Genomic DNA, 21,594 nt, shown 5'->3' on the forward strand with positions numbered 1-21,594 from the left:
GTGCATGCGCAAAACCCGCGCGGCGCGTGCGCGGACGCCCGCGCGGTCCCCGCGAAAAGAGCGTTATCCGTCGGTGTTGATCAGGTCCGCGGCGCGCTCGGCGATCATCATGGTCGGCGCGTTCGTGTTGCCGCCGACCAGCGTCGGCATCACCGATGCATCGACCACGCGCAGGCCTTCGACGCCACGCACACGCAGTTGCGGATCCACGACCGAGAGCGCGTCGTTGCCCATGCGGCAGGTGCCGATCGGGTGGTAGATCGTCTCGGCCTTGGCGCGGATGAATTCGACCAGCTCCGCATCGCTGAGGTCGTTGCGCGCGGGGAAGATCGGTGCGCCGCGATAGGCATCGAACGCGGGTTGTGCGAGCAGTTCACGCGAGAGCTTCGCGCCTTCCACCATCACCTTCAGGTCGAAGCCTTCTGCGTCGCTGAGGTAGTTCGCTTCGATGCGCGGCTTGTCGCCGGCGCGACCGCTCGCGAGCGTGATGCGGCCGCGGCTGCGCGGACGCAGGAAGCAGGCGTGCACGGTGTAACCGTCGCCCGACAGTCGACGACGGCCGTGGTCGTCGAGCATCGCCGGCACGAAGTGCATCTGGATGTCGGGACGCTCGTCCGTCGCCAGCGGCGAGCGCACGAATGCGCCGGCCTCGGCGATGTTGCTCGTGCCCACGCCGCTGTGGCCGCGCAGGTAGTAATCGAACGCCACGCGCGCGTCGCTGAGGCGGTCGTAGGTGATCGCTTGCGTGGCGTGCTGCAGCGTGCAGATGTCGAGATGGTCCTGCAGGTTCTCGCCGACCTGCGGCGCATCGGCGACCACGTCGATGCCGTGGCGGCGCAGATGCATCGCCGGGCCGATGCCGGACAGCATCAGCAGTTGGGGCGAGTTGATCGCGCCGCCGCACAGCAGCACTTCGCGCGCCGCCGCCTGGTGATAGGCGCGTCCCTGGGCGATGTAGACGACACCGCTCGCGCGGCCGCGCTCGAAGGTGATGCGGTTGGCCTGCGCGCCGGTGACGATGGTGAGGTTGCGCCGCTCGCGCACCGGGTCCAGGTAGCCCACCGCGCTCGAGCAGCGCGCGCCGTTCTTCTGCGTGACCTGGTAGAGGCCGAAGCCTTCCTGCGACGGGCCGTTGAAGTCGCGATTGATCGCGTAACCGGCCTGCTGGCCGGCTTCGATGAAGGCGGACGAGAGCGGATTGCTGTAGCGCAGGTCCGACACGTACAACGGGCCTTCGTCGCCGTGCAGCGCATCGGCGCCGCGCGAGTTGCGCTCGCTGCGGCGGAAGTAAGGCAGCACCGATTTCCAGCCCCAGCCTTCGGCGCCGAGCGCGGCCCACTCGTCGTAGTCGGCGGGCACGCCGCGCGTGTAGCACATGGCGTTGATCGAACTCGATCCGCCCAGCACCTTGCCGCGCGGCCACCACAGCGCACGGCCGTCGAGCGCGGCTTCCGGCGCGGTGTGGTAGTCCCAGTTCACGCGCCGGTTGTTGACCAGCTTGGCCAGGCCGGCGGGCATGTGGATGAAGGGATGGCTGTCGCGGGGGCCCGCTTCCAGCAGCAATACCTTGGTGTCGGGGTCCGCGGACAGGCGATTGGCCAGTACGCAGCCGGCCGATCCGGCGCCGATGATGATGTAGTCGAACACGTACGCTCTGCCGCTCCACCGTGGCCCGGTCGGTTAACCCCGCGACCGTAAGGACGACCATTAGAGCAAATGCTCCCCGGATCGGCCGTTGGCTGGCGTGACGGGGTCGCATCGGCCGCTACCGTGCGGTAGCGGGCGCCCCCGGCATCGGCTAACGTGCCGCCAGCATTCCCGGAGCCAGACGATGGCGTCCAGCCATACCAGCGATCAGCCGCAGCGTCGGGTCCACAGCGGCGAATGGCACGCGGTCGGCCTCTCGTTCACCTATTTCTTCTGCGTGCTGGCGGCGTACTACGTGATCCGCCCGGTGCGCGAGCAGCTCTCGGCCGCGGTCGGTTCGACCCAGCTGCCGTGGTTCTACGCGGCGACCTTCCTGGCCACGCTGGTCCTGACCCCGGTCTTCGCCGCGCTGATCGCGCGCTGGCCGCGGCGCGTGGTGGTGCCGCTGGTGTACCTGTTCTTCATCGCCTGCCTGCTCGGCTTCGTGCCGCTGTTCACCGCGCAGGGACTGCTCAGCCCGCGCGCGCTGGGCACGCTGTTCTTCGTCTGGGTGAGCGTGTTCAACCTGTTCGTGGTGTCGGTGTTCTGGAGCTTCATGGCCGACATCTGGAACACCGAGCAGGCGCGCCGGCTGTTCCCGATCATCGCCGTCGCCGGCACCTGCGGTGCGCTCGCCGGCCCGGCGCTGACGCGCACGCTGGTGGATGTCATCGGCGTGGCGCCGCTGCTGGTGGTCTCGGCGACCCTGCTCGGCATCGCCGTGGTGTGCATCGTGCTGCTGGGGCGCTGGGCGCGCACGCATGGCGCGCGCCGCTTCGATGCCGCGCACGAGGCGCCGGTCGGCGGCAGCATGTGGGACGGGCTGCGCCAGGTGTTCTCCGATCCCTTCATGCGCGGCATGGCGATTCTGCTGCTGCTCGCTGATGGCATCGGCACGGTGAACTACGCGTTGGTGGCGGACTACTCCGGCGCGACCTTTACCGACGCGGTGGCGCGTACGCGCTTCGCGGCCGAAGTCGACCTGTCTGCGAACGCGCTGACGGTGATTACCCAGCTCACCCTCACGCGCTGGCTGCTGCCGCGCAAGGGCGCGGGCGCGGTGATCCTGGTGTGGGCGGTGGTGAGCCTGTTCGCGCTGTCGGTGGTGGTGTTCGCGCCCGATCCACACGCGCCGCTGCTGGGCGGAATGCCGGCCGTGGCGATCGCATTGATCGTCAGCCGCGGCCTCGCCTACGGCATGGCCGAACCGGCTCGCCACAGCCTCTACACCCGCGTCCCGCGCGACGTCCGCTACAAGGGCCAGAACGCGGTCGACACCGCGGTGTGGCGATTCGGCGACACCGCGATCGCGGTGAGCATGAACGCCCTGCGCGCGCTCGGCGTCACCACCGGTGGTTTCGCCGGACTCAGCGCGCTGGCGGCGTTCACCGCCGCCACCATCGGCTGGCGACTGGCGCGCCGGGTCGATGCCGTTCCCGCGACCCCACCCGCGCAGCCAGCCACGCCATGACATCCGGCGCATGGCGCCGACGCGTCGTCCAGCGCACGCTGCGAGGCACACCAAGCTAAGCTCACCCCAGCCCAGCCGCCACGGAGATCCGCATGTCCACGCTCGCCATGCTCTTGATCGCCGTCGTCGCGTTGTTGCATCTGGGCTTCCTGGTGCTGGAGATGTTCCTGTGGACGCGGCCGTTCGGTCGCAAGGTGTTCCGCCTGTCGCCTGAGAAGGCGGAGGCGACGAAGGTACTCGCCGCCAACCAGGGCCTCTACAACGGCTTCCTCGCGGCCGGACTCATCTGGTCGTTGTGCAGCCAGCGTGCCGACGTCGCGTCGTTCTTCCTCGCCTGCGTGGTCGTGGCCGGCGCCTACGGTGCGGCCACGGTGAACCGCCGCATCTTCTTCATCCAGGCGTTGCCAGCGCTGGTGGCCCTGGTCGCCCTGCGGCTGGCCTGACCTGTCGAATCGTCTCCCGCGCAATCGACCATCTCCTGAGGAGGGCGATCCGGCGGCCGGCTCGACCCGTTCTTCATTCCACGCCAGGAGGTCCGAAATGAAGTACGTATGCCTGATCTACGACGAGGAGAAGCTGTTCGACGACATGCCAAAGGACCAGTTCGACGCGGTCATGGGCGAGTACTTCGCGCTCAGCGACGCGCTGGTGGAAAGCGGGCAGATGGTCGCGGCCGAAGCGCTGCAGCCGGTCAACACCGCCACGGTCGTGCGCGTGCGCAACGGGCGGCTGTCGACCACCGACGGCCCCTACGCGGAGACCAAGGAGCAGCTCGGCGGGTTCTACCTGATCGAGGCGAAGGACTTGGATGAAGCCATCCGCATCGCCGGGCGGATTCCGTCCGCACGGTTCGGCAGCGTCGAAGTGCGGCCGGTCATGGATTGCCAGCGCCCCGACTGACGTGGATGCGCAGGCGCAGGTGGAAGCCGTCTACCGGCACGAGTCGCGCCGCGTGCTGGCCACGCTCATCCGCCTGCTCGGCGACATCGACCTCGCCGAGGAAGCGATGCACGATGCCTTTCGCGCGGCGATGGAACAGTGGCCGCAGACAGGCGTCCCGGACCAGCCACGCGCGTGGCTGGTCTCGGCCGGGCGCTTCAAGGCGATCGACGGGCTGCGTCGGCGTGCCCGTTTCGACGCATCGCTGGCGCAGATCGCCGACACGCTGTATCAGCAGGCGGAAGAGGGCGCGGACGAGGAACTCGAGGACGACCGTCTGCGCCTGGTCTTCACCTGCTGCCATCCTGCGCTCCCTGCGGACGCGCAGGTGGCCCTCACGCTGCGTGAGGTGTGCGACCTGACGACGGAGGAAATCGCGGGCGCATTCCTGGCCACGCCCTCGGCGATCGCCCAGCGCATCGTGCGCGCGAAGGCGAAGATCCGGCAGGCACGTATTCCGTACCGCGTCCCGCCGCGCGAGGAGTTGCCCGGGCGCCTGGATGCCGTGCTGCACGTGGTCTACCTCGTCTTCAACGAGGGCTACAGCGCGAGTTCCGGCGACTCGCTCACACGCAAGGACCTGAGCGGGGAAGCGATACGCCTTGGGCGCCTGCTGGTGGAACTGCTGCCCGATCCGGAAACGCTGGGCCTGCTCGCGCTGATGCTGCTTCACGAATCGCGCCGTACCGCGCGCACCGACGCGGAAGGCAACCTTGTGCTGCTGGAAAAACAGGATCGCAGCCGCTGGGATCGGGCGCTGATCGACGAAGGAACCTCGCTGGTGCAGCACATCTGGAACGCGCGACGCTTCGGGCCATACAGCCTGCAGGCATCGATCGCGGCCGTGCATGCAGGCGCATCGTCCGCGCGGGAGACTGACTGGCAGCAGATCGTCGCGATCTACGACGTGCTGCTTCGCGCCGATCCGTCGCCGGTGGTGGAACTCAACCGCGCGGCGGCGATCGCAATGCGTGATGGGCCTGCAGAAGGGGTCGCGCTCATCGAGCCCCTGCTGCAGCACGACGCACTGCAGCGCTATGCGCCGGCGCATTCGGCACATGCCGACCTGTGCCGGCGGCTTGCACGATACGAACAGGCGCGCCGTTCGTATCGCCGCGCGCTGGAATTGACCTCGCAGGCCGCGCAGCGGCGCTTCCTCGAACAGCGTCTGCGCGAACTGGATTCGCCAGTGCGCGAATGACGCACGGGCTCATCGCCGCGGCGACACCCACATCGCGATCGTCGCGCGGAACACCGCGTCGCCGGCGGCGTCGGTGACGACCACGCTGACCGGCAGGTCGTAGGCGGACGCCGATTCGACCAGCGGAACGTCGGGCGTGGCGACGCCATGCAGCGTGCCCGTGGCCTTCTTCAGGTATTCGACGGTCATGCCCTTGGGAATCCAGCGCATCGACGCGGGCAGGCTGGCATCGGTCATCACGCCCGCGGCGAGCTCGGCCAGGTTGCACAGCGCGATCGCGTGCACCGTGCCGATGTGGTTGTGCACGCGGCGGCGGTCGCGGATGCGCACTTCGCAGCGGTTCGGTTCCAGCGCGACGAAGCGCGGCGCGATGGTCGAGAAGTACGGCGCCTTGAAACACACCGCGCGCGAGAAGAGCCAGTGGCCGGCCGGCCAGCGGGTGACCTTGCGGTAGAGCGAGAGCAGCGGAGCGGACATGGACGGGATCCGGATAAGACGACGGCGGGACATGCCCGCCGTCGTGTGGTCGATTTCGCGTCGGGTCAGGCCGCGGCGCGGTTGTCGTGCTTGTCCGTGCGATAGCCTGCCGAGCGCAGTTCCTCGGCGTCGAAATCGTCGACGCTGATGGTGTCGATGGTCAGCTCGCGCAGCTCTTCCAGCTGGCGGCGTTCCTCGGCCGTGATCCAGCCTTCGCGCACGCCTTCGTCGAGCTGGGTGGCGAAATCGTGCGCCTCGATGTCGTGCTGCTTCAGCGCCTTGAGGAACTTGCGCTCCACCGGCTCGGCGAGCACGGCCTTCTGCAGGTAGCTGGCGATGCGACCGCCCGGGTTGTTGGCGGTCGGGGTCAGGAACACACCCTTGCCCATGCGCTCGCGCGCTTCGTTGGGCGACATCAGCAGCGACGCGACCTTGTGGCCAAGGCGATCGCTCGGGTACTGCGCGCGACGGCCCAGCGGGAACACCAGCGCCCACAGCAGCCAGCCGATCGGACGGATCGGGAAGTTGCGCAGCGCGCCGGAGAACGCCTTCTCGATCTTGAAGGTCGCGTTGTGGATCGACCATGCCAGCAGCGGCTGGTCGGCGACCGGACGGCCTTCGTCCTCGTAGCGCTTGAGCAGTGCGCTGGCGATGTACAGGTTGCTGAGCACGTCGCCGAGGCGGCCCGACAGCGATTCCTTGAACTTCAGCTTGCCGCCCAGCAGCAGCATCGAGGTGTCCGCGCACAGCGCCAGCGCCGCCGAGTAGCGGTTGAGCTTGCGGTAGTAGCGGCGCGTGTAGGCGTCGCCCGGCGCGGCACCGAGCCGTGCCGAGGTCAGGCCGAACCAGAACGAACGCACGGCGTTGGAGATGGCGAAGCCGATGTGGCCGAACAGGTTGCGGTCGAACTCGCGCAGGCGCTCGTCGGCGTCGGGCAGCATCGCCGCCTTCATTTCCTTCAGCACCCACGGATGGCACAGGATCGCGCCCTGGCCGAAGATCATCAGCGAGCGCGTCATGATGTTCGCGCCTTCCACCGTGATCATGATCGGCGCGGCCTGCCAGTTACGGCCGGCGAAGTTGCGCGGGCCGAGGATGATGCCCTTGCCGCCGATGATGTCCATCACGTCGCGCGCGACTTCGCGGCCGAGCTCGGTGCAGTGGTACTTGGAGATGGTCGAGGGCACGGCCGGCAGTTCGCCGCGCGCCACCGCCGCGGCCGAGGCCTCGGCCAGCGCGCTGATGGTGTAGGCGTTGCCGCCGATACGGGCGAGCGCTTCTTCCACGCCTTCGAAACGGCCGATCGAAAGACCGAACTGCTTGCGGATGCGCGCGTACGCGCCGGTCACGACCGCGCCGAACTTGGAGCCGCCGCTGGCCGTGGAGGGCAGGGTGATGGAGCGGCCGATCGACAGGCACTCCACCAGCATCTGCCAGCCCTTGCCGGCATAGGCTTCGCCGCCGATCAGCTGGCTCAGCGGAATGAACACGTCCTTGCCGCGGATCGGGCCGTTCTGGAACGGGCTGTTGAGCGGCATCGCGCGGCGGCCGATCTCGACGCCGGCGGTGTCGCGCGGCAGCAGTGCGAGGGTGATGCCGATGTCCTGCTTGTCACCGATCAGGCCTTCCGGGTCGTACATGCGGAAGGCCAGGCCGATCAGCGTCGCCACCGGTGCCAGCGTGATGTAGCGCTTGTCGAAGGTCAGCTTCACGCCGACCACGCGCGCGCCGTTCCAATCGCCCATGCAGACGATGCCGTAGTCGGGGATCGACGTCGCATCGGAGCCGGCCCACGGACCGGTCAGGCCGAAACACGGCACTTCACGGCCGTCGGCCAGACGCGGCAGGTAATGGTCCTTCTGTTCCTGCGTGCCGTAGTGCATCAGCAGCTCGGCCGGACCGAGCGAGTTGGGCACGCCGACGGTGGAGCTGACGACCGAGGACATCGAGGCCAGCTTCTGGATCACCTTGTGGTTGCCCAGTGCGGTGAAGCCCAGGCCGCCGTATTCCTTCGGCACGATCATGCCGAAGAACTTGTTCTTCTTGATGTACTCCCACAGCTCCGGCGACAGGTCGGCATCGACGTGGGTGATCTTCCAGTCGTCGACCATCTTGCACAGCTCTTCGACCGGGCCATCGAGGAACGCCTGCTCGTCCTCGCGCAGGGTCGGCCTGGGCTGCTGGTGCAGCACGTCCCAGTCCGGCTTGCCGGAGAACAGCTGGCCTTCCCAGCCCACGGTGCCGGCTTCCAGCGCGACGCGCTCGGTTTCCGACAGCGGCGGCAGGATCTTCGTGTAGAAGCCCAGCAGCGGCTTGGTGATGAAGGGCAGGCGGATCTGCGGCAGCAGCAGCGGCACCGCGATCAGCGCGGTGATGACGGCGGCGACCACCGTGGCCGTGCCGCTGGCGCCGAGCAGCCAGCAGGCAACCAGAGCGGTGGCGGTGAGCGCCGCCCAGACCGGAAGTCGCAGGCGGTGATAGGCGGCGATGGCGCCTACCAGCAGGAAGGCAATGAAAGGAATCGCGATACTCATGACGGCGCTCCAGCGCGGTGCGGCGATGACAGCAGGCTGATGGGATCGAGGCGATGCCGTGGTCGATTCCGGCCGCAAAGCCGGGATTCAATCGCATGCATCAAACACTCAACATACGGCCGAGTATGGTAAGATTCGACGGCTGCTGTCAACCGGGCCCTCACCGTCCCTTTACGACAGGGTTCCCAGACAGCGCGCATACTGTTCCCGCCGCTGGCGTATGGTTAAAATATAGACCATGAGCTCTAATCCGCAGACCAAGCAGGAAGGAGCCGGGACGGGACGTCCTGGACAGGACAACCCGGCGTCCGAGCGCGGTGCCGCGCCCGAGCGCACCGGCCGCCTGAGTGCCGACGACTGGGCACAGGCCGCGCTGGACCTGATCGCCGAACAAGGTGTCGCGGCGGTGGCGGTCGAACCGCTGGCCCGACGACTGGGCGTGACCAAGGGCAGCTTCTACTGGCACTTCCCGTCGCGCGATGCCTTGCTCGTCGCGGCGCTGGAGCGCTGGGAGAAGGTCGAACAGGAAACCGTGTTCGGCCAGCTCGAACCCATTTCCGATCCGCGCGAACGCCTGCGTGCGCTGTTCACCCTCGTCGCGCACGAGTTCAAGTCGCACGTCATCTATTCCGAGCTGCTCAAGGCGCTCGACCACCCGGCGGTCCAGCCGGTCATCGGCCGCGTTTCCGAACGCCGCCTCGACTACCTCACCGCCTCGTTCCGCCAGGCCGGGCTCAGCCGCACCGATGCCCAGCACCGCGCGCGCCTGCTCTATGCCGCCTACGTGGGCTTCCTGCAGCTCAACCTGCAGTTGCACCAGGCGCGCATGCAGCACGACGAATTCGAGGCCTATGTCGAGCACATGATGGCCACGCTGATCCCGTCAGCCTGATTTCCCCTAGAAACCGGCCCCCGCTGGAGGATGTTCCGTAATGAATGCCATTTCCCATGACGTCTCGAAACCTGCCGTCGCGCCGGGGAGCGAAGGCAGCAGGCTCGCTTCCCTGAACGCCTGGGTCGCAGAAGTCGCCGCGCTGACAAAGCCCGACGCGATCCACTGGTGCGATGGCAGCGATGCCGAGAACGCCGCGCTGATCGCCCAGATGCAGCGCGATGGGACGCTGGTCAAGCTCAACGAACAGACCCATCCGGACAGCTGGCTGCACCGCTCGCATCCGGACGACGTCGCCCGCGTGGAGCACCTCACCTTCGTGTGCACCAGCAAGCAGGATGATGCCGGCCCGAACAACCACTGGATGTCGCCGTCCGACGGCCACAAACAGATGGACGCGCTCTTCGACGGCTGCATGAAGGGCCGTACGATGTACGTGATCCCGTACTGCATGGGCCCGATCGATTCGCCGCTGTCGCGTTGCGGCGTGGAGATCACCGACAGCCCGTACGTGGTCGCCAACATGCGCATCATGACCCGCATGGGCGCGCCGGCGCTGGCGCGCATCGAGCGCGAAGGCAAGTTCGTGCGCGGCCTGCACTCGATCGGCGAGCTCGATCCGGAACGCCGTTTCATCATGCATTTCCCGGAAGAACTGACGATCAAGTCGTTCGGCTCGGGCTACGGTGGCAACGCGCTGCTCGGCAAGAAGTGCCATGCGCTGCGCATCGCGTCCTACCAGGCGCGCAACGAAGGCTGGCTGGCCGAGCACATGCTGATCCTCGGCCTGGAGAATCCGCAGGGCGAGACGCACTACGTCGCTGCCGCGTTCCCGTCTGCCTGCGGCAAGACGAACCTGGCCATGCTGATTCCGCCGGAGGGCTATCGCGCCGACGGCTGGAAGGTGTGGACCGTGGGCGACGACATCTGCTGGATGCGCCCGGGCACCGATGGCCGCCTGTACGCGATCAATCCGGAAGCCGGTTTCTTCGGCGTCGCGCCGGGCACGTCGGAGAAGTCGAACCCGAACGCGCTGGCCTCGATCCAGAAGAACACCATCTTCACCAACGTCGGCGTCACCGCCGACAACCAACCGTGGTGGGAAGGCCTCGACAACGGCCAGCAGCCGGTCACCGACTGGCGCGGCAGCGCGTACGACGCCGCCAAGGGCCCGGCCGCGCATCCGAACTCGCGCTTCACCGTGTCGGCCAAGCAGTGCCCGAGCTATTCCGAGCAGGCCGAGAATCCGGCCGGCGTGCCGATCAGCGCGATCGTCTTCGGTGGACGCCGCGCCTCGCTGGTACCGCTGGTGTTCGAAGCGCGCGACTGGACGCACGGCGTGCTGGTCGGCGCCGCGATGGGTTCGGAAACCACCGCCGCCGCGACCGGTGCGGTTGGCGTGATGCGCCGCGACCCGATGGCGATGAAGCCGTTCTGCGGCTACAACTTCGCCGACTACTTCAGCCACTGGCTGTCGTTCGACAAGGACGGCGCGAAGCTGCCGAAGATCTTCCACGTCAACTGGTTCCGCAAGGGCGACGACGGCAAGTTCCTGTGGCCGGGCTTCGGCGAGAACCTGCGCGTGCTGGAGTGGATGATCCAGCGCGTGAAGGGCGAAGCGTCGTCGGTGGAAACGCCGATCGGCCATCTGCCGGCGGAAGGCGACCTGAACCTCGACGGCGTGAAGCTGAGCGAGGAAGGGCGTGCCAAGCTGTTCGGATTCGACCATGCCGGCTGGCAGGCCGAGTTCGCCAGCATCGGCGAGTATCTCGACGAATACGGCCCGCGCATGCCGCAGGCCCTGAAGGACGAACAGCAGCGCATCGCCAAGGCCCTGTCCAACTGAGGACTGCATGACCGCTTCGAACCCCGCCGCGCTCGCGGCCAGTCGTGAACTCGTGATCGACGGCCGCCCCCTGCGGGTGTTCGATGGCCATCTGCCCAACGTGGGCGACTATGTGCGCGGCCTCTCGCGGGCCGCGTTCACGCGCACCGAGATCGCACGCCCGGATACCGCCGACTACCGGCACTGGGCGACCGAGGTGAAGATCGAAGCGCTGTTGCAGCAACCGATCTTCGAGGTGACGCGTCGCGCCGTGCTCGGCTTCTCCAACGCCGAGCACGCGTATCGGCCGTACCGCGCGTACACCAACGTCGCCAGCTACGGCGACATGCTGTTCACCCACACCGACTGCCTGCCCGACCAGCACGACCTGACCGCGCTGTGGTACCTGTGCGAGCGTTGGGATCTGGAATGGGGCGGCGAGACGATGTTCTTCGACGCGCAGGATGAAGTGGCCTGCGCGGTCCAGCCGCGTCCCGGCCGGCTGGTGATATTCGACGGCGCGATCAAGCACGTCGGGCGTCCGCCGAACCGCATCTGCTACGCGCCGCGCTACACCTTCGCGATCAAGTTCGAACGCGTGCCCGCGCCGCGCGGCTGATCCCCGGGAGCGCCCTCAGGCGGTCGCGTCCACGCGCAGCGGCTTCCACTCAGGCATCTCGATCGCCGGGCCCACTGCGTCCGTCGCCCACGCCACGGCGCGGTCGATGGTCGCGCCGAAAGCATCGATCACGCGGGTGTTTTCGCGCTCGCGTTCGCCGGCATCGTAACTGCCCGTCGTGGCCTTGGAATGCCGCGAGAAGACATCCCCCACGCGTTCGTCGAGCCCTTCGTCGTCCAGTCGCAGCCATTGCGCGCAATCGCGCACGCTCTTCGCCGGAGCCGCCAGGACCTGCGCGAAATCCAGGCTGCGTAGGCGATCGTCGCGGTCGCCACGCAAGGCCTGAGCATAGATGTCCATCTGCGCATGCCATGCCAGCGCGCAGGATTCGACGAGGTTGAACGGCGTCTCCGGATCGATGCCCAGCCGCGGCGCCAGTGGCGAACTGCGCAACAGCGCCTGCGCCATCCAGCGGATGCGCTGTTCGGACTCCGGCAGCTTCTTGAAGCAAGAGACCATGAACTCGCGCAGCCCCGAATACAGCAGGATCGCGCGCGAATCCTGCGATGCGGCGAGGATCTGCGGCAGCCAGCCGTTGATCTGGTTCGCCGGCTTGATGAGCACACGCCCACCCGGCGCCCACGGTCGCGACAGCAACGCCAGGCCGCGCGCGAGATCGTCGTTGCGGCGCGTGCGTGTCCCGGCGGCAGCCGCGCGCATGCCCGTCGTCGCCAGCGTATGCAGCACCAGCGGTTCCTTGAGCGCCACCACGCGCGGCGGCGCATGCAATGCGCGCGCGAGCAGGGTCGATCCGCAGAACGCGGTATGGAACAGGAACGGCGGCGCCGGCAAGTCGTGGAACGCGACCGTTTCCGCATCGATGTCCGCGATTTCCCGCGACCGGATCTTCATCCGGCGATCGAGGAAGGTCGCATCGCCCACTTCTTCCAGCGTCACCCAGCGCATCCGGAAACGCCGCGATTCGGCGTCGTACTCGGCAGGGAACCAGCCTGGTTCGGCGAAATCAGGCACCGCCACCGACACCGTCCTCGCGCATCGAGAACCAGCAGTTGAAGGCGATGGTGACGCGTTCGTCGTTGCCGAAGAACGGCAGTACCTCGTGCTGCAGCCACGACGGGAATAGGATCAGCTGCCCCGGCTGGAAGCGGACGTTGTAGCTGCCGTGGTGGTAGGGCACCTGCAGTCGCACGTTGCCCGGATCGAGGAAGTAGTTGGCGTAGTGGTGCGGGTTGTGGAAGCGCAGCACGCCCGATTCCGGTCGATCTGCCGGCATCTCGCCCGGCGCCACGCAGTACACGCCCGACCACGACGCCATCGGGTGCGTGTGCAGGATGGTGAAGCCGCCGTTCCTGGTGACGTGGAACCACGTATGCGAGTAGATCTGCAGCCGCGACATCTCGTCCTGGCTGTAGTTGTTGATCTGCTGCAACGTGCGGCCCAGCACGCCCCAGCAGAACTGGCGCAGTCGCTGCACGCACGGATCGGGCCACGAGAACAGGTTGAAGTCGCTCTCGAACACGCCCGCCTGCTGCTTCAGCGACGGATTCGGATTGGCGTACTTCGCGCCTTCGGCCTCGCGCGCGAGCAGCAGTGCCTTGAGCTCGGCATTGAGGCGTTCGGCATCGGGCAGGAAATCCTGCGCCATCGGCACGGCGAACGCGGGGAACAGCTTGAAATTCGTCTGGGACATGGACGCCGGTCAGGTCGCGCCGAAATGGTCCGCCAACGGACGCAACTGGTCGGCATAACGCCGCCATGCGTCCAGGCCCTTGCGGTTGATGGGCTGGCGCACCTGCGCGCTGGACGCGGTGGCCACGGTGCGTTCGTTGTTCTCGATGCGCCACGCGTCGGGCATTTCGGGCAGGCGGCAATACGCGAGCAGTTCGGCCGCGGTGCTTTCCGGTTCGGTCACCAGGCGCGGGTAATCGACATGGTGGATGCGGCCCGGGAACAGCTCATCCCAGCGCGCCATCATGTCGCGGTAAGCGTCGTAGTAGGCCGCCATGTCCTGCTGCGAATAGCAGGCGCCGTACTGGCCGGAGAACAGCTGCTTGAGGTTGCCGAAGCAGGTGTCGACCGGGTCGCGACGCAGGTGCACGATCCGCGCGTTCGGGAAGGCCCGCACGATCCACGGCACCAGCATGAAGTTGAAGGGATACTTGTCCGACAGGAAGGGCTTGTCGCCGGCCTTGAACGCCGTCAGTTGCCTATAGCGCGCGGCGAGCCTGTCGAACGCCACCGGCTTGTCGAAGTGCTCGATGGGCACCGAGCTGAGCATCGGATTGACCGTCTCGATCTGCCATTGCTCGCGCAAGGCAGCGGAAAAACACGTCGTTTCGCCACCGGTGGCGACGTCCGGATGGTTGCCGAGGATGCGCTCGACCAGCGTGGTTCCCGAGCGCGGCAAGCCGAGGACGAAGATCGGCGTCGTGCCCGGCGCATCGTCCGCGCCGGTGGCCGGCAGCGAGGTCGACACCTTCGCGCTGATGTCCTGCAGTGCGCGGATGTCCTCGCGGTTGTAGGCCAGGCGCGCGCGCTGCAGGCGCATGCCGTGTTCGAGTTCCTGGAACGCCTCGCCGGTGCGGCCGAGTGCGTCGAGCGTGTTGAACAGGGCGTAGCAGTACATCACTTCGTCGACGGCGCTGCGCGCGCGCTGCAGCGCGGCATACAGCGTGTCGACGCGCCCGGCTTCCGGCTCCGCGCTGCGGTTGGAACTCAGCGACCAGTGCGCCTTGGCGAAGTCGGGGAAACGTTCCGTCAGGGCGACCAACGCGTCGCGCGATGCGGCGACATCGCCCGTGTACAACAAGCCCACGGCGTGGTTGTAGGCGTAGGTCGGCGTGTCGCTGCTGCGGGCCGCGGCGGATTCGAACCACGGTTGTGCTTCGTTTTCCAGGCCGCACAGCGACAGGGCGGAACCCACCGAATTGGCGATGCGTGGCTCGAGGTTCGACGGATCGATGCGGCGCAACGGCACCAGTGTTTCCAGTGCGTCGCCCCACAGCCCGTAGTTCACCTGCGTTTGCGCCAGGTGCGCGCGATACAGCGCGCGCGAAGGCTCCAGCGCCACGGCGTGGCGCGCCGATGCGATGGCCGTCAGGCCGCGTGCGAGTCCGACTTCCGTGCCGCTGCGCTGGAACCAGCCTTCGGCGTAGCGGGGAAACTGTTCGGTCAGGCGCACGAACGCCGCAAGGCCGGCGGCCGGTTGTTTGCTCAGGATCAGCTGCTGTGCCTGGGCGAGCAGGGCAGGCGCGCTGACGGAGGAAGCCTTCGTAGCCATTGGTCTTTTATGGAACAAACCGCGCAAAAAAAGAAGGCCCCTGACGGGGCCTTCTTCGGGTGGAGCAGGATCAGAACTTCTGGTCGTAACGGATGTAGTAGAACTGACCGGGCATTTCGTACTGCGGGTCGAAGCTGTTGGCGAACGCGGTGTACGAGACCGGCGGGTCTTCGTCGAACACGTTGTTCACGCCCACCGCGACGCGGGCGTTCCACGGCAGCTTGGTGCCGACCTGCACGTCCCAGTACATCGTCTCGTCCAGGGTGTTCTCCGGGGTGACGGCCGACGTGCCGGTGAAGTCCGTGGTCGGACGACGCGGCGCCGAGCACAGGTTCTCGAACTCCGGCTGCTCGGCGTAGACCGCGGCCAGGACCGGGCCTTCGCATTCCTCATCCAGCGCCGAGTAGTAACGGCCCATGAGCGAGGCATCCCAGTCGCCACGTTCCCACGACAGGTCGATGTTGGAGCGCCAGCGCCAGACCGGGAAGTTCGTGGAGATGTTGCCCACGCGCGACACCACGGCCGAACCTTCCGCGATCTGGGTTTCGTACTTGGAGATGTACGAGTTGTCCCAGTTGACGCGGAACTTGCCGACGCTCGTCTCGAAGCTGTAGTCCAGCGTGAAGTCGTAGCCTTCGACGTTGCGGAAGCCCTGGTTTTGCAGGGTGGCATCGACGTCGGCGACGTCGCCGGTGGTCGCATCGCGGGTGAACACCGCGCAGGAGTTGGCGTCACGCGCACCCGGCAGCGCCAGGTAGCACGCGTCGATCGCTTCCTGGATGTCGACCACCTGGATCGGATCGTCGATGTCGATCTTCCACCAGTCCAGGCTCACGCTGAAGCCTTCGAGGAAGCTCGGGCTCCACACGGCACCGAAGGTCGTGGATTCCGAGGTTTCCGGCTGCAGGTTCGGGTTGCCGCCGATGGTCGTGCGGATCTGCGGGTTCGGCTGGCCGTAATCGGCAGGCACGCCGTCGGCAAGGCAGTTCGCCGTCACCGCGGCGACGCCGGCGTCGCTGAGCTGGCCGGTGGCCGTGGCTGCGTACAGGTTGTTCGCATCGCACGGGTCGTACAGGGTCGGGAAGTTGTCCGCCTCGCCGGCGAACAGCTCGTTGATCGACGGCGCACGGAAGCCCTTGCTCCAGTTACCGCGGATCAGCAGGTCCTCCATCGGCTTCCACTTGAATCCGAACTTCGGATTGAAGGTGTCGCCAAAGGTGGAGTAGTCGGAGTAGCGGCCGGCCAGCTGGAACTCCAGCAGGTCCGCCCCCGGCAGATCCTTGAGGACCGGCAGGCTCAGTTCGAGGTACACCTCGTCGACCTTGTAGCCGCCCGCAGTCGCGGTGGCCTGGCTGCCCGTGGTCAGGCCCGAGGAGGCCAACGCGTCGGGGCTGAAGGCACCGTTGACGTCGCGACGCTCATAGCCGGCCGCGAAGGCCGCCATGCCGCCCGGCAGTTCGAACATGTCGCCCGAGATGTTGGCGATGTACGACTTCTGCTCGTCCTTGATGGTGCCGTGGTCGACGTAGTTGATGTACTCGAGCATCTGCGGCGTAGCGTCTTCGGCGTTGCCCATGACGTTCCACGGTACGCAGCCGGCGATGACCGAGGTCGCATCGCCCGGGGTGCTCACGCAGATCGGCACGCCGTTGACGATCATCGAGGGGCCGACGGCGTCGCGGATGCGGGCCAGGTTCTGCAGGCCGGTGGTGGTGTCGTCTTCGTGGTTGTCGGTGTACGACATGCCCACGTCCCACGCGAAGTAGCGATCGCCCAGCTCGAAGGTACCGTCGAAACCACCGGCGAACCGGTAGGTGTCCACGTCCTGCGAGAACCGGCGCGGCGAGAAGCTCGGGCCGCGGGTCTGCACGCGCGTGATGTCGGTGCCGAACGGGTTGTAGATGCTGTCTTCGCTGAGATTGAAGGTGTACGCCAGCGAGGTCGGCGAGTTGAAGCCGGCCGGCAGGGTTTCACCCCAGCTGATCGGCTGCGGCGCCAGGTACTGCTCCGAACGACGCTCGTTGTACAGCGCCTCGGCCTTGAACGACACGCGGTCGTTGATGTCGAAGCGCGCCTGGCCGAAGAGACCGATGCGCTCCTGCGGCGTCGACAGGTAGTTTTCCGGCGCGAAGTTGAAGCCGTCGGTGTTGAGCGAGAACGCGCGGAACTGGCTGACGACGGACGGGTCGCAGACCTGGTTGTTGACGCAGCCCTCGGCGCCCGGACGCAGCGTGAGCGTGCCGGCACCCTGCGCCGGATAGTCGAAGCGACCGAAGCGGCTGGTCGACGACGCGCCTGCGTTGACGTTGTTGCCCGGCAGGCCGAACGACGGAACCGCCGAGATCTCGCGATCGCCGGCGAAGATCGGCTCCTGCTTCACGTAGTTCGCGCCCAACATCACGTTGGAGCGGTCGGTCGTGCTGCCGATGATGAAGTCGTAGGCCTGCTGCGTGCCGTCGCCTTCGCTGGTGGTGCCGTAGAAGGCCGAAGCCGAGGCACCGTCGAAGTTCTGGCGGGTGATGATGTTCACGACGCCCGCGATGGCGTCGGAACCATAGATCGCGGAGGCGCCGTCCTTCAGCACTTCCACGCGTTCCACCGCGGCGATCGGAATGGTGTTGAGGTCCACCGCGCCGGCAAGGCCGGTGACCCAGCGACGGCCGTTGACCAGCACCAGGGTGCGGTTGGAGCCGAGGTTGCGCAGGTCGACCTGGGTCTGACCGTTACCGCCGTTGTTGAAGCTGGTGTTGAGTGCCGAACCGTTGGCCGAGATCTGCTGGATCACATCGCCGATCGAGGTCACACCGGTGTTTTCGATGGCCTGGCGGTCAAGGGTGAGGATGGGCTGCGAAGTTTCAGTATCGACGCGCTTGATTCGCGAACCGGTCACCTCCACGCGTCCGAGCGTGGTGGCCTCCTGTTCGGCTTCCTGCGCGAATGCGTTTGCGGTTACTGCCGTGGCGCCCACGGCAAGCGCAACCGTGATCGCATCGCGGAGCTGGCTGGTCTTGAAAGTCATCTCTCTCTCCAAGTCTTAGGTCGTTACCCTGGACCCGCCCAAGCGAGCAAATGCACGCGCCAAAGTCGGCAAGGTCGAGCCGATACTAGCCGGGTGCTTGGAGTAATTAAAGTGTCGTTAATGTCCCGTATCAGACTCTCGTGAGATCGGCGGGTTTGCTGCGGCGCAAAAAACTACGGCCCCTTGCGGGGCCGTAGTGGTGTTGCAACAGCGGTCCGATCCGAGGATCAGAAGCGCTGCGTGTACTTCATGTACCAGAAGCGACCGATGTCGTACTCGCCGTCGAAGCTGAAGTTCGAGTTCGGCTGCGAATACATGACCGGCGGCTGCTTGTCGAACACGTTGTTCGCACCCAGCGAGACGGTGGCGTTCCACGGGGTCTCGTAACGGACCTGGACGTCGTGGAAGGTGACCGAACCGACTTCGCGACGACGCGCCAGCGAGCTCGCCGGGTTGAACGTGCCCGGGATGAACGCGCCGGTCGGGGCCTGCACGATCTCGTTGCACTCCAGGTGGTCCACGGTCACGTCCGGCGGACGCGGGCCGTTCGGCGGCGGGTTCGGGCCACCGGTCGGGGTGAAGTACGTGCAAGCTTCCTTCATGCCCGAGTAGTAGCGCGCCATCCAGCTCGCACCGAACTGACCCATTTCCCAGGTCAGGTTCATGTTCGAACGGATGCGGTGCGGGTTGCCGGCGCCGGCGAAACCGACCGACGACAGCGCGTAACGTGCGTCGTTGGTGCTGACCAGGATGTCGCTCGAGGTGTACGTGCTGGTCGACGACAGGGTGAAGTTACCCCACGACTCGGTCGGCAGACGGTAGGTCAGGTCGAAGTCGAAGCCCTCGACCTTGCGGAAACCGGCGTTGCGGTTGCCGAAGAACACCGTCGGGATGCCGTTCGCCGGATCGCGCGTGAAGCCCGGGCTCGTACCGACCGGAGCGACGCAGCGCGACGCGATGCCGACGACGTAGCAGTCGTTGAGCATGGTGGTCGGGGAGTCGGCGACGATCGTGTCGGAGATGCGGATCTTCCACCAGTCCAGCGCCACGTTGAAGCCTTCGATGAAGCTCGGGCTCCACACGAAACCGACGGTCTGCGAGGTCGAGATTTCCGGCGTCAGATCCGGGTTCGAGCCGGAGGTGAAGGCGACCGGCGTCTGTGCCGGCGTGGTGCCGACCGGAGCGAAGCCCTGGCCCAGCTGGCGGTAGGTGTTGCCCAGCGCGCCGAGTGCACCGTTGCCGCCGACGCCGTTGATGCAGTTGTTGCGCACCGTGGCGTTGGTGGCTGCTTCACCGCGGACGGTGTCGCAGGGGTCGGTGTACTGCGAGAACGTCTGCGAGCTGCCGCCGTAGAGGTCGGAGATCGTCGGAGCGCGGAAACCGTCAGCGAAGGTGGCGCGGACCAGCAGCGAGTCGATCGGCTTCCACTTCAGGCCGAACTTGTTGTTGGTCGTGTCGCCGAAGGTGTCGTAATCCGAGTAACGGGTTGCGACGCTCAGGGTCAGTTCGCGAGCGAACGGCAGGTCGGCCAGGATCGGCACCTGGAACTCGGCGTAGATTTCGTCGACCGTGTACTGGCCGTCGGTCGGACCGCCGGCGAGGTTGGTCGAGCCGCCGGTGACCGACAGCGCGTCCGGCGTGAACTCGCCCTGTTCCTTGCGGTGTTCGACACCGGCCGCGAAGCCGAGGTCGCCCGCCGGCAGCGCGAGGATGGTGCCGGCCAGGTTCGCCGACATCACCGTCGTCTCGGTTTCACCCGTCGAATGCTCTTCCTGGAACAGGTAGTCCTGCAGCGCCTTGTTGTTCGTCAGCGAGCCCGGACCGGTCGCACCGAAGGTCAGGAAGGGATTCCAGACCTGGCAGCCGGCGATCGGGGCGCCCGGCACGCCGCAGCGCACCTGACCCTGGTTCGCACCCGGGGCGGTCTCGAGGTACGACGGACCGACAGCAGCGCGGACGTTGGCGAGGTTCAGGTTGCCGTACGACGACTGGACGTTGCGGTTGGTGTTGTTGAGGTACGAGACGTCCCAGTCGAAGGTGCGGTCGGCGAAGTCGAAGCTGCCTTCGAACGCACCGGCGAAGCGGTACGTGGTCAGGTCGCTTTCGGTCACGCGCGGCACTTCCCACGTACGACGCCACCAGCTGCCGATCGCGGTGCCCGGAACCGGGTTGAAGTAGCTGTTGGCCGCCATCGGCGTGCCGAACGAAGCCGCCTGCATCGGGTAGCCCGCGATGGAGCGGGTGCTGATGCGGTGGCTGTACAGCAGGTTGGTGCGGAAGCGGACGTTATCCGTGATGTCGTAGATGCCGTCGATGTTCAGCGCCTGGCGCTCGATCGGCTGACGCAGGGTCATCTGCTCGTTCGAGTTGGCCTTGTGCAGCGTCGAGCCTGCGACGCAACCCTGCGGGCCGGTGCTGGTCAGGGTGTTCGGTGCGCATGCACCGACGTTCTGGTCCTGGGCGACCCAGTCGGCCGGATTGCGCGAGTCGCCGCCCGGACGCAGCACGACGCGGGTCGAGCGGCTCGGGTTGGTGGCGGTCGCCGGAACGTAGACGACGTTCGGGAAAGCCTGAGCAGCGACGCTGTTGAAGCCACCGTCGAAACCAACCGGGGTCCAGTTGTCGGTCGGGTGGTTCTCCGAACGCGGGAACGCGCTGTACGGACGATCCGACGCCCACACCTCGTCTTCCTTCGACCACTCGCCGGCGGCGGTCAGCGAACCGCGGTCACCCGAGAAGCCCATGATGAAGGAGCCGTTGGTGATGCCACCGTCGCCTTCGTCGTACTGACCGTAGTAGACGCTGGCGGCTGCGCCTTCGAAGTTGCTGCGCGTGATGATGTTGATCACGCCGGCGATCGCGTCGGAGCCGTAGATCGAGGAGGCGCCGTCCTTCAGGACTTCGATGCGCTCCACGGCGGCAGCCGGGATCGTCGAGATGTCGGACAGGCCGCCCGTGGTCACGCCCAGGCGCTTGCCGTTCATCAGCACCAGCGTACGGGCAGCGCCCAGGTTACGCATGCTGATGAAGGTACCGCCCGAAGCTTCACCGGCCGACAGCGGCGCGGCGCGGCTGACCGGCGGCGAACCGGTTGCAGTGATGTTCTGCAGGATGTCACCGACCGACTGGAAGCCCTGCTTTTCGATGTCCTGGCGGGTGATCTGCAGAACCGGCTGAGCGGTTTCCAGATCGACCTGGCGAATGCGCGTACCAGTGACTTCGATGCGGTCGAGGGTGGTCGCTTCCTGGGCTTCCTGGGCTTCCTGAGCGACGGCGACGCCGGCGGTGGTGCTGCCCATGGCGAGCGCGAACGTGATCGCGCTGCGGAGCGGGTGGGTCTTCAACGGCATTTCTCTCTCTCCAAAGTTTCCACGGAACCGAGCCGACGGCGTCAAAACAAACGCCAAGTTCAGCAAGGGTGTCCCGATCCTACTTCGGGTCGGAGGAAAGTGAAAGTATCGTTATGACAGTGCGAAGGCCGCGCGAAGACGGGATGCGTGAGCGTATGGAGGTTTTTTCCGTGGCCGTTGTCACAAAAAAGCCCGGACGACGGAAATGATCACCCCTTCTGGGGGGCCTCAAGCGCAACTCGGCAGATTCGGCAAAGCGAAGTCCAGCCGACGAACGGAC

15 protein-coding genes are annotated in these 21,594 nt (G+C 66.7%); 7 read left to right on the forward strand and 8 right to left on the reverse strand.

Going from position 1 to position 21,594, the window contains the following annotated elements; all coding sequences use genetic code 11:
• Positions 1 to 63: 63 nt before the first annotated feature.
• Positions 64 to 1,647, reverse strand: coding sequence for a GMC family oxidoreductase (locus FOF45_RS10650; RefSeq protein WP_158984670.1), 1,584 nt, complete (start codon positions 1,645 to 1,647; stop codon positions 64 to 66).
• A 184-nt stretch (positions 1,648 to 1,831) separates the two neighbouring features.
• On the opposite strand from FOF45_RS10650, the gene FOF45_RS10655 reads away from it, so the two are divergent.
• From FOF45_RS10655 to FOF45_RS10670, 4 genes are all read left to right on the forward strand, one after another.
• Positions 1,832 to 3,157, forward strand: coding sequence for an NTP/NDP exchange transporter (locus tag FOF45_RS10655; RefSeq protein WP_158984672.1), 1,326 nt, complete (start codon positions 1,832 to 1,834; stop codon positions 3,155 to 3,157).
• Positions 3,158 to 3,249: 92 nt separating this feature from the next.
• Positions 3,250 to 3,600, forward strand: coding sequence for a DUF1304 domain-containing protein (locus FOF45_RS10660; RefSeq protein WP_158984674.1), 351 nt, complete (start codon positions 3,250 to 3,252; stop codon positions 3,598 to 3,600).
• Positions 3,601 to 3,697: 97 nt separating this feature from the next.
• Positions 3,698 to 4,057 carry a YciI family protein gene (locus tag FOF45_RS10665; RefSeq protein ID WP_158984676.1) on the forward strand — a complete coding sequence of 120 codons (360 nt, stop codon included), beginning with the start codon at positions 3,698 to 3,700 and terminating at the stop codon, positions 4,055 to 4,057.
• A 1-nt stretch (position 4,058) separates the two neighbouring features.
• Complete coding sequence (locus FOF45_RS10670; RefSeq protein WP_233264124.1) at positions 4,059 to 5,297, forward strand: RNA polymerase sigma factor; 1,239 nt, start codon at positions 4,059 to 4,061, stop codon at positions 5,295 to 5,297.
• 9 nt (positions 5,298 to 5,306) lie between these two features.
• On the opposite strand, the gene FOF45_RS10675 is transcribed toward FOF45_RS10670, so the two are convergent.
• On the reverse strand, positions 5,307 to 5,774 hold the full coding sequence (locus FOF45_RS10675; protein WP_158984680.1) for a hotdog fold domain-containing protein: 468 nt from the start codon (positions 5,772 to 5,774) through the stop codon (positions 5,307 to 5,309).
• Positions 5,775 to 5,839: 65 nt separating this feature from the next.
• A complete protein-coding gene (locus tag FOF45_RS10680) occupies positions 5,840 to 8,308 on the reverse strand; it encodes an acyl-CoA dehydrogenase (RefSeq protein WP_158984682.1) in 2,469 nt (822 codons plus the stop codon).
• Between the two features lie 238 nt (positions 8,309 to 8,546).
• On the opposite strand from FOF45_RS10680, the gene FOF45_RS10685 reads away from it, so the two are divergent.
• Genes FOF45_RS10685 through FOF45_RS10695 form a run of 3 tightly spaced genes read left to right on the forward strand, consistent with a single transcriptional unit; the run spans position 8,547 to position 11,644 of the window.
• Positions 8,547 to 9,200, forward strand: coding sequence for a TetR/AcrR family transcriptional regulator (locus tag FOF45_RS10685; protein ID WP_158984684.1), 654 nt, complete (start codon positions 8,547 to 8,549; stop codon positions 9,198 to 9,200).
• Between the two features lie 40 nt (positions 9,201 to 9,240).
• Positions 9,241 to 11,046, forward strand: coding sequence for a phosphoenolpyruvate carboxykinase (GTP) (locus FOF45_RS10690; protein WP_158984686.1), 1,806 nt, complete (start codon positions 9,241 to 9,243; stop codon positions 11,044 to 11,046).
• A gap of 7 nt (positions 11,047 to 11,053) precedes the next feature.
• The gene (locus FOF45_RS10695) at positions 11,054 to 11,644 is read left to right on the forward strand and encodes a 2OG-Fe(II) oxygenase (RefSeq protein ID WP_158984688.1); all 591 of its coding nucleotides are present in this window, start codon (positions 11,054 to 11,056) and stop codon (positions 11,642 to 11,644) included.
• 15 nt (positions 11,645 to 11,659) lie between these two features.
• Here FOF45_RS10695 and FOF45_RS10700 read toward each other — a convergent pair whose 3' ends face one another.
• The 5 genes from FOF45_RS10700 to FOF45_RS10720 form a co-directional block, all read right to left on the reverse strand.
• Positions 11,660 to 12,682 carry a hypothetical protein gene (locus FOF45_RS10700; protein ID WP_158984689.1) on the reverse strand — a complete coding sequence of 341 codons (1,023 nt, stop codon included), beginning with the start codon at positions 12,680 to 12,682 and terminating at the stop codon, positions 11,660 to 11,662.
• The gene (locus tag FOF45_RS10705; protein WP_158984691.1) at positions 12,669 to 13,355 is read right to left on the reverse strand and encodes a putative 2OG-Fe(II) oxygenase; all 687 of its coding nucleotides are present in this window, start codon (positions 13,353 to 13,355) and stop codon (positions 12,669 to 12,671) included. The genes FOF45_RS10700 and FOF45_RS10705 overlap by 14 nt, the downstream gene beginning before the upstream one ends.
• Positions 13,356 to 13,364: 9 nt before the next feature.
• Positions 13,365 to 14,945 (reverse strand): tetratricopeptide repeat-containing sulfotransferase family protein, encoded by a 1,581-nt coding sequence (locus FOF45_RS10710; RefSeq protein ID WP_158984693.1) that lies wholly within the window; start codon positions 14,943 to 14,945, stop codon positions 13,365 to 13,367.
• A 70-nt stretch (positions 14,946 to 15,015) separates the two neighbouring features.
• Positions 15,016 to 17,964 (reverse strand): TonB-dependent receptor plug domain-containing protein, encoded by a 2,949-nt coding sequence (locus tag FOF45_RS10715; RefSeq protein WP_158984695.1) that lies wholly within the window; start codon positions 17,962 to 17,964, stop codon positions 15,016 to 15,018.
• A gap of 227 nt (positions 17,965 to 18,191) precedes the next feature.
• Positions 18,192 to 21,314, reverse strand: a complete 3,123-nt coding sequence (locus FOF45_RS10720; protein ID WP_158984697.1) for a TonB-dependent receptor domain-containing protein — start codon at positions 21,312 to 21,314, stop codon at positions 18,192 to 18,194.
• Positions 21,315 to 21,594: the final 280 nt, after the last annotated feature.

The sequence above is a fragment of the Lysobacter panacisoli genome, from assembly GCF_009765165.1.
In the GTDB taxonomy this organism is placed as follows: Bacteria; Pseudomonadota; Gammaproteobacteria; order Xanthomonadales; family Xanthomonadaceae; genus Lysobacter_J; species Lysobacter_J panacisoli.

Bases quoted from the DNA above. Each gene is read 5' to 3' on its own strand.
- FOF45_RS10710 (WP_158984693.1), bottom strand. From the start codon at position 14,945: ATGGCTACGAAGGCTTCCTCCGTCAGCGCGCCTGCCCTGCTCGCCCAG.
- FOF45_RS10720 (WP_158984697.1), bottom strand. From the start codon at position 21,314: ATGCCGTTGAAGACCCACCCGCTCCGCAGCGCGATCACGTTCGCGCTC.
- FOF45_RS10655 (WP_158984672.1), top strand. From the start codon at position 1,832: ATGGCGTCCAGCCATACCAGCGATCAGCCGCAGCGTCGGGTCCACAGC.
- FOF45_RS10690 (WP_158984686.1), top strand. From the start codon at position 9,241: ATGAATGCCATTTCCCATGACGTCTCGAAACCTGCCGTCGCGCCGGGG.
- FOF45_RS10685 (WP_158984684.1), top strand. From the start codon at position 8,547: ATGAGCTCTAATCCGCAGACCAAGCAGGAAGGAGCCGGGACGGGACGT.
- FOF45_RS10680 (WP_158984682.1), bottom strand. From the start codon at position 8,308: ATGAGTATCGCGATTCCTTTCATTGCCTTCCTGCTGGTAGGCGCCATC.
- FOF45_RS10715 (WP_158984695.1), bottom strand. From the start codon at position 17,964: ATGACTTTCAAGACCAGCCAGCTCCGCGATGCGATCACGGTTGCGCTT.
- FOF45_RS10665 (WP_158984676.1), top strand. From the start codon at position 3,698: ATGAAGTACGTATGCCTGATCTACGACGAGGAGAAGCTGTTCGACGAC.
- FOF45_RS10705 (WP_158984691.1), bottom strand. From the start codon at position 13,355: ATGTCCCAGACGAATTTCAAGCTGTTCCCCGCGTTCGCCGTGCCGATG.
- FOF45_RS10695 (WP_158984688.1), top strand. From the start codon at position 11,054: ATGACCGCTTCGAACCCCGCCGCGCTCGCGGCCAGTCGTGAACTCGTG.
- FOF45_RS10675 (WP_158984680.1), bottom strand. From the start codon at position 5,774: ATGTCCGCTCCGCTGCTCTCGCTCTACCGCAAGGTCACCCGCTGGCCG.
- FOF45_RS10660 (WP_158984674.1), top strand. From the start codon at position 3,250: ATGTCCACGCTCGCCATGCTCTTGATCGCCGTCGTCGCGTTGTTGCAT.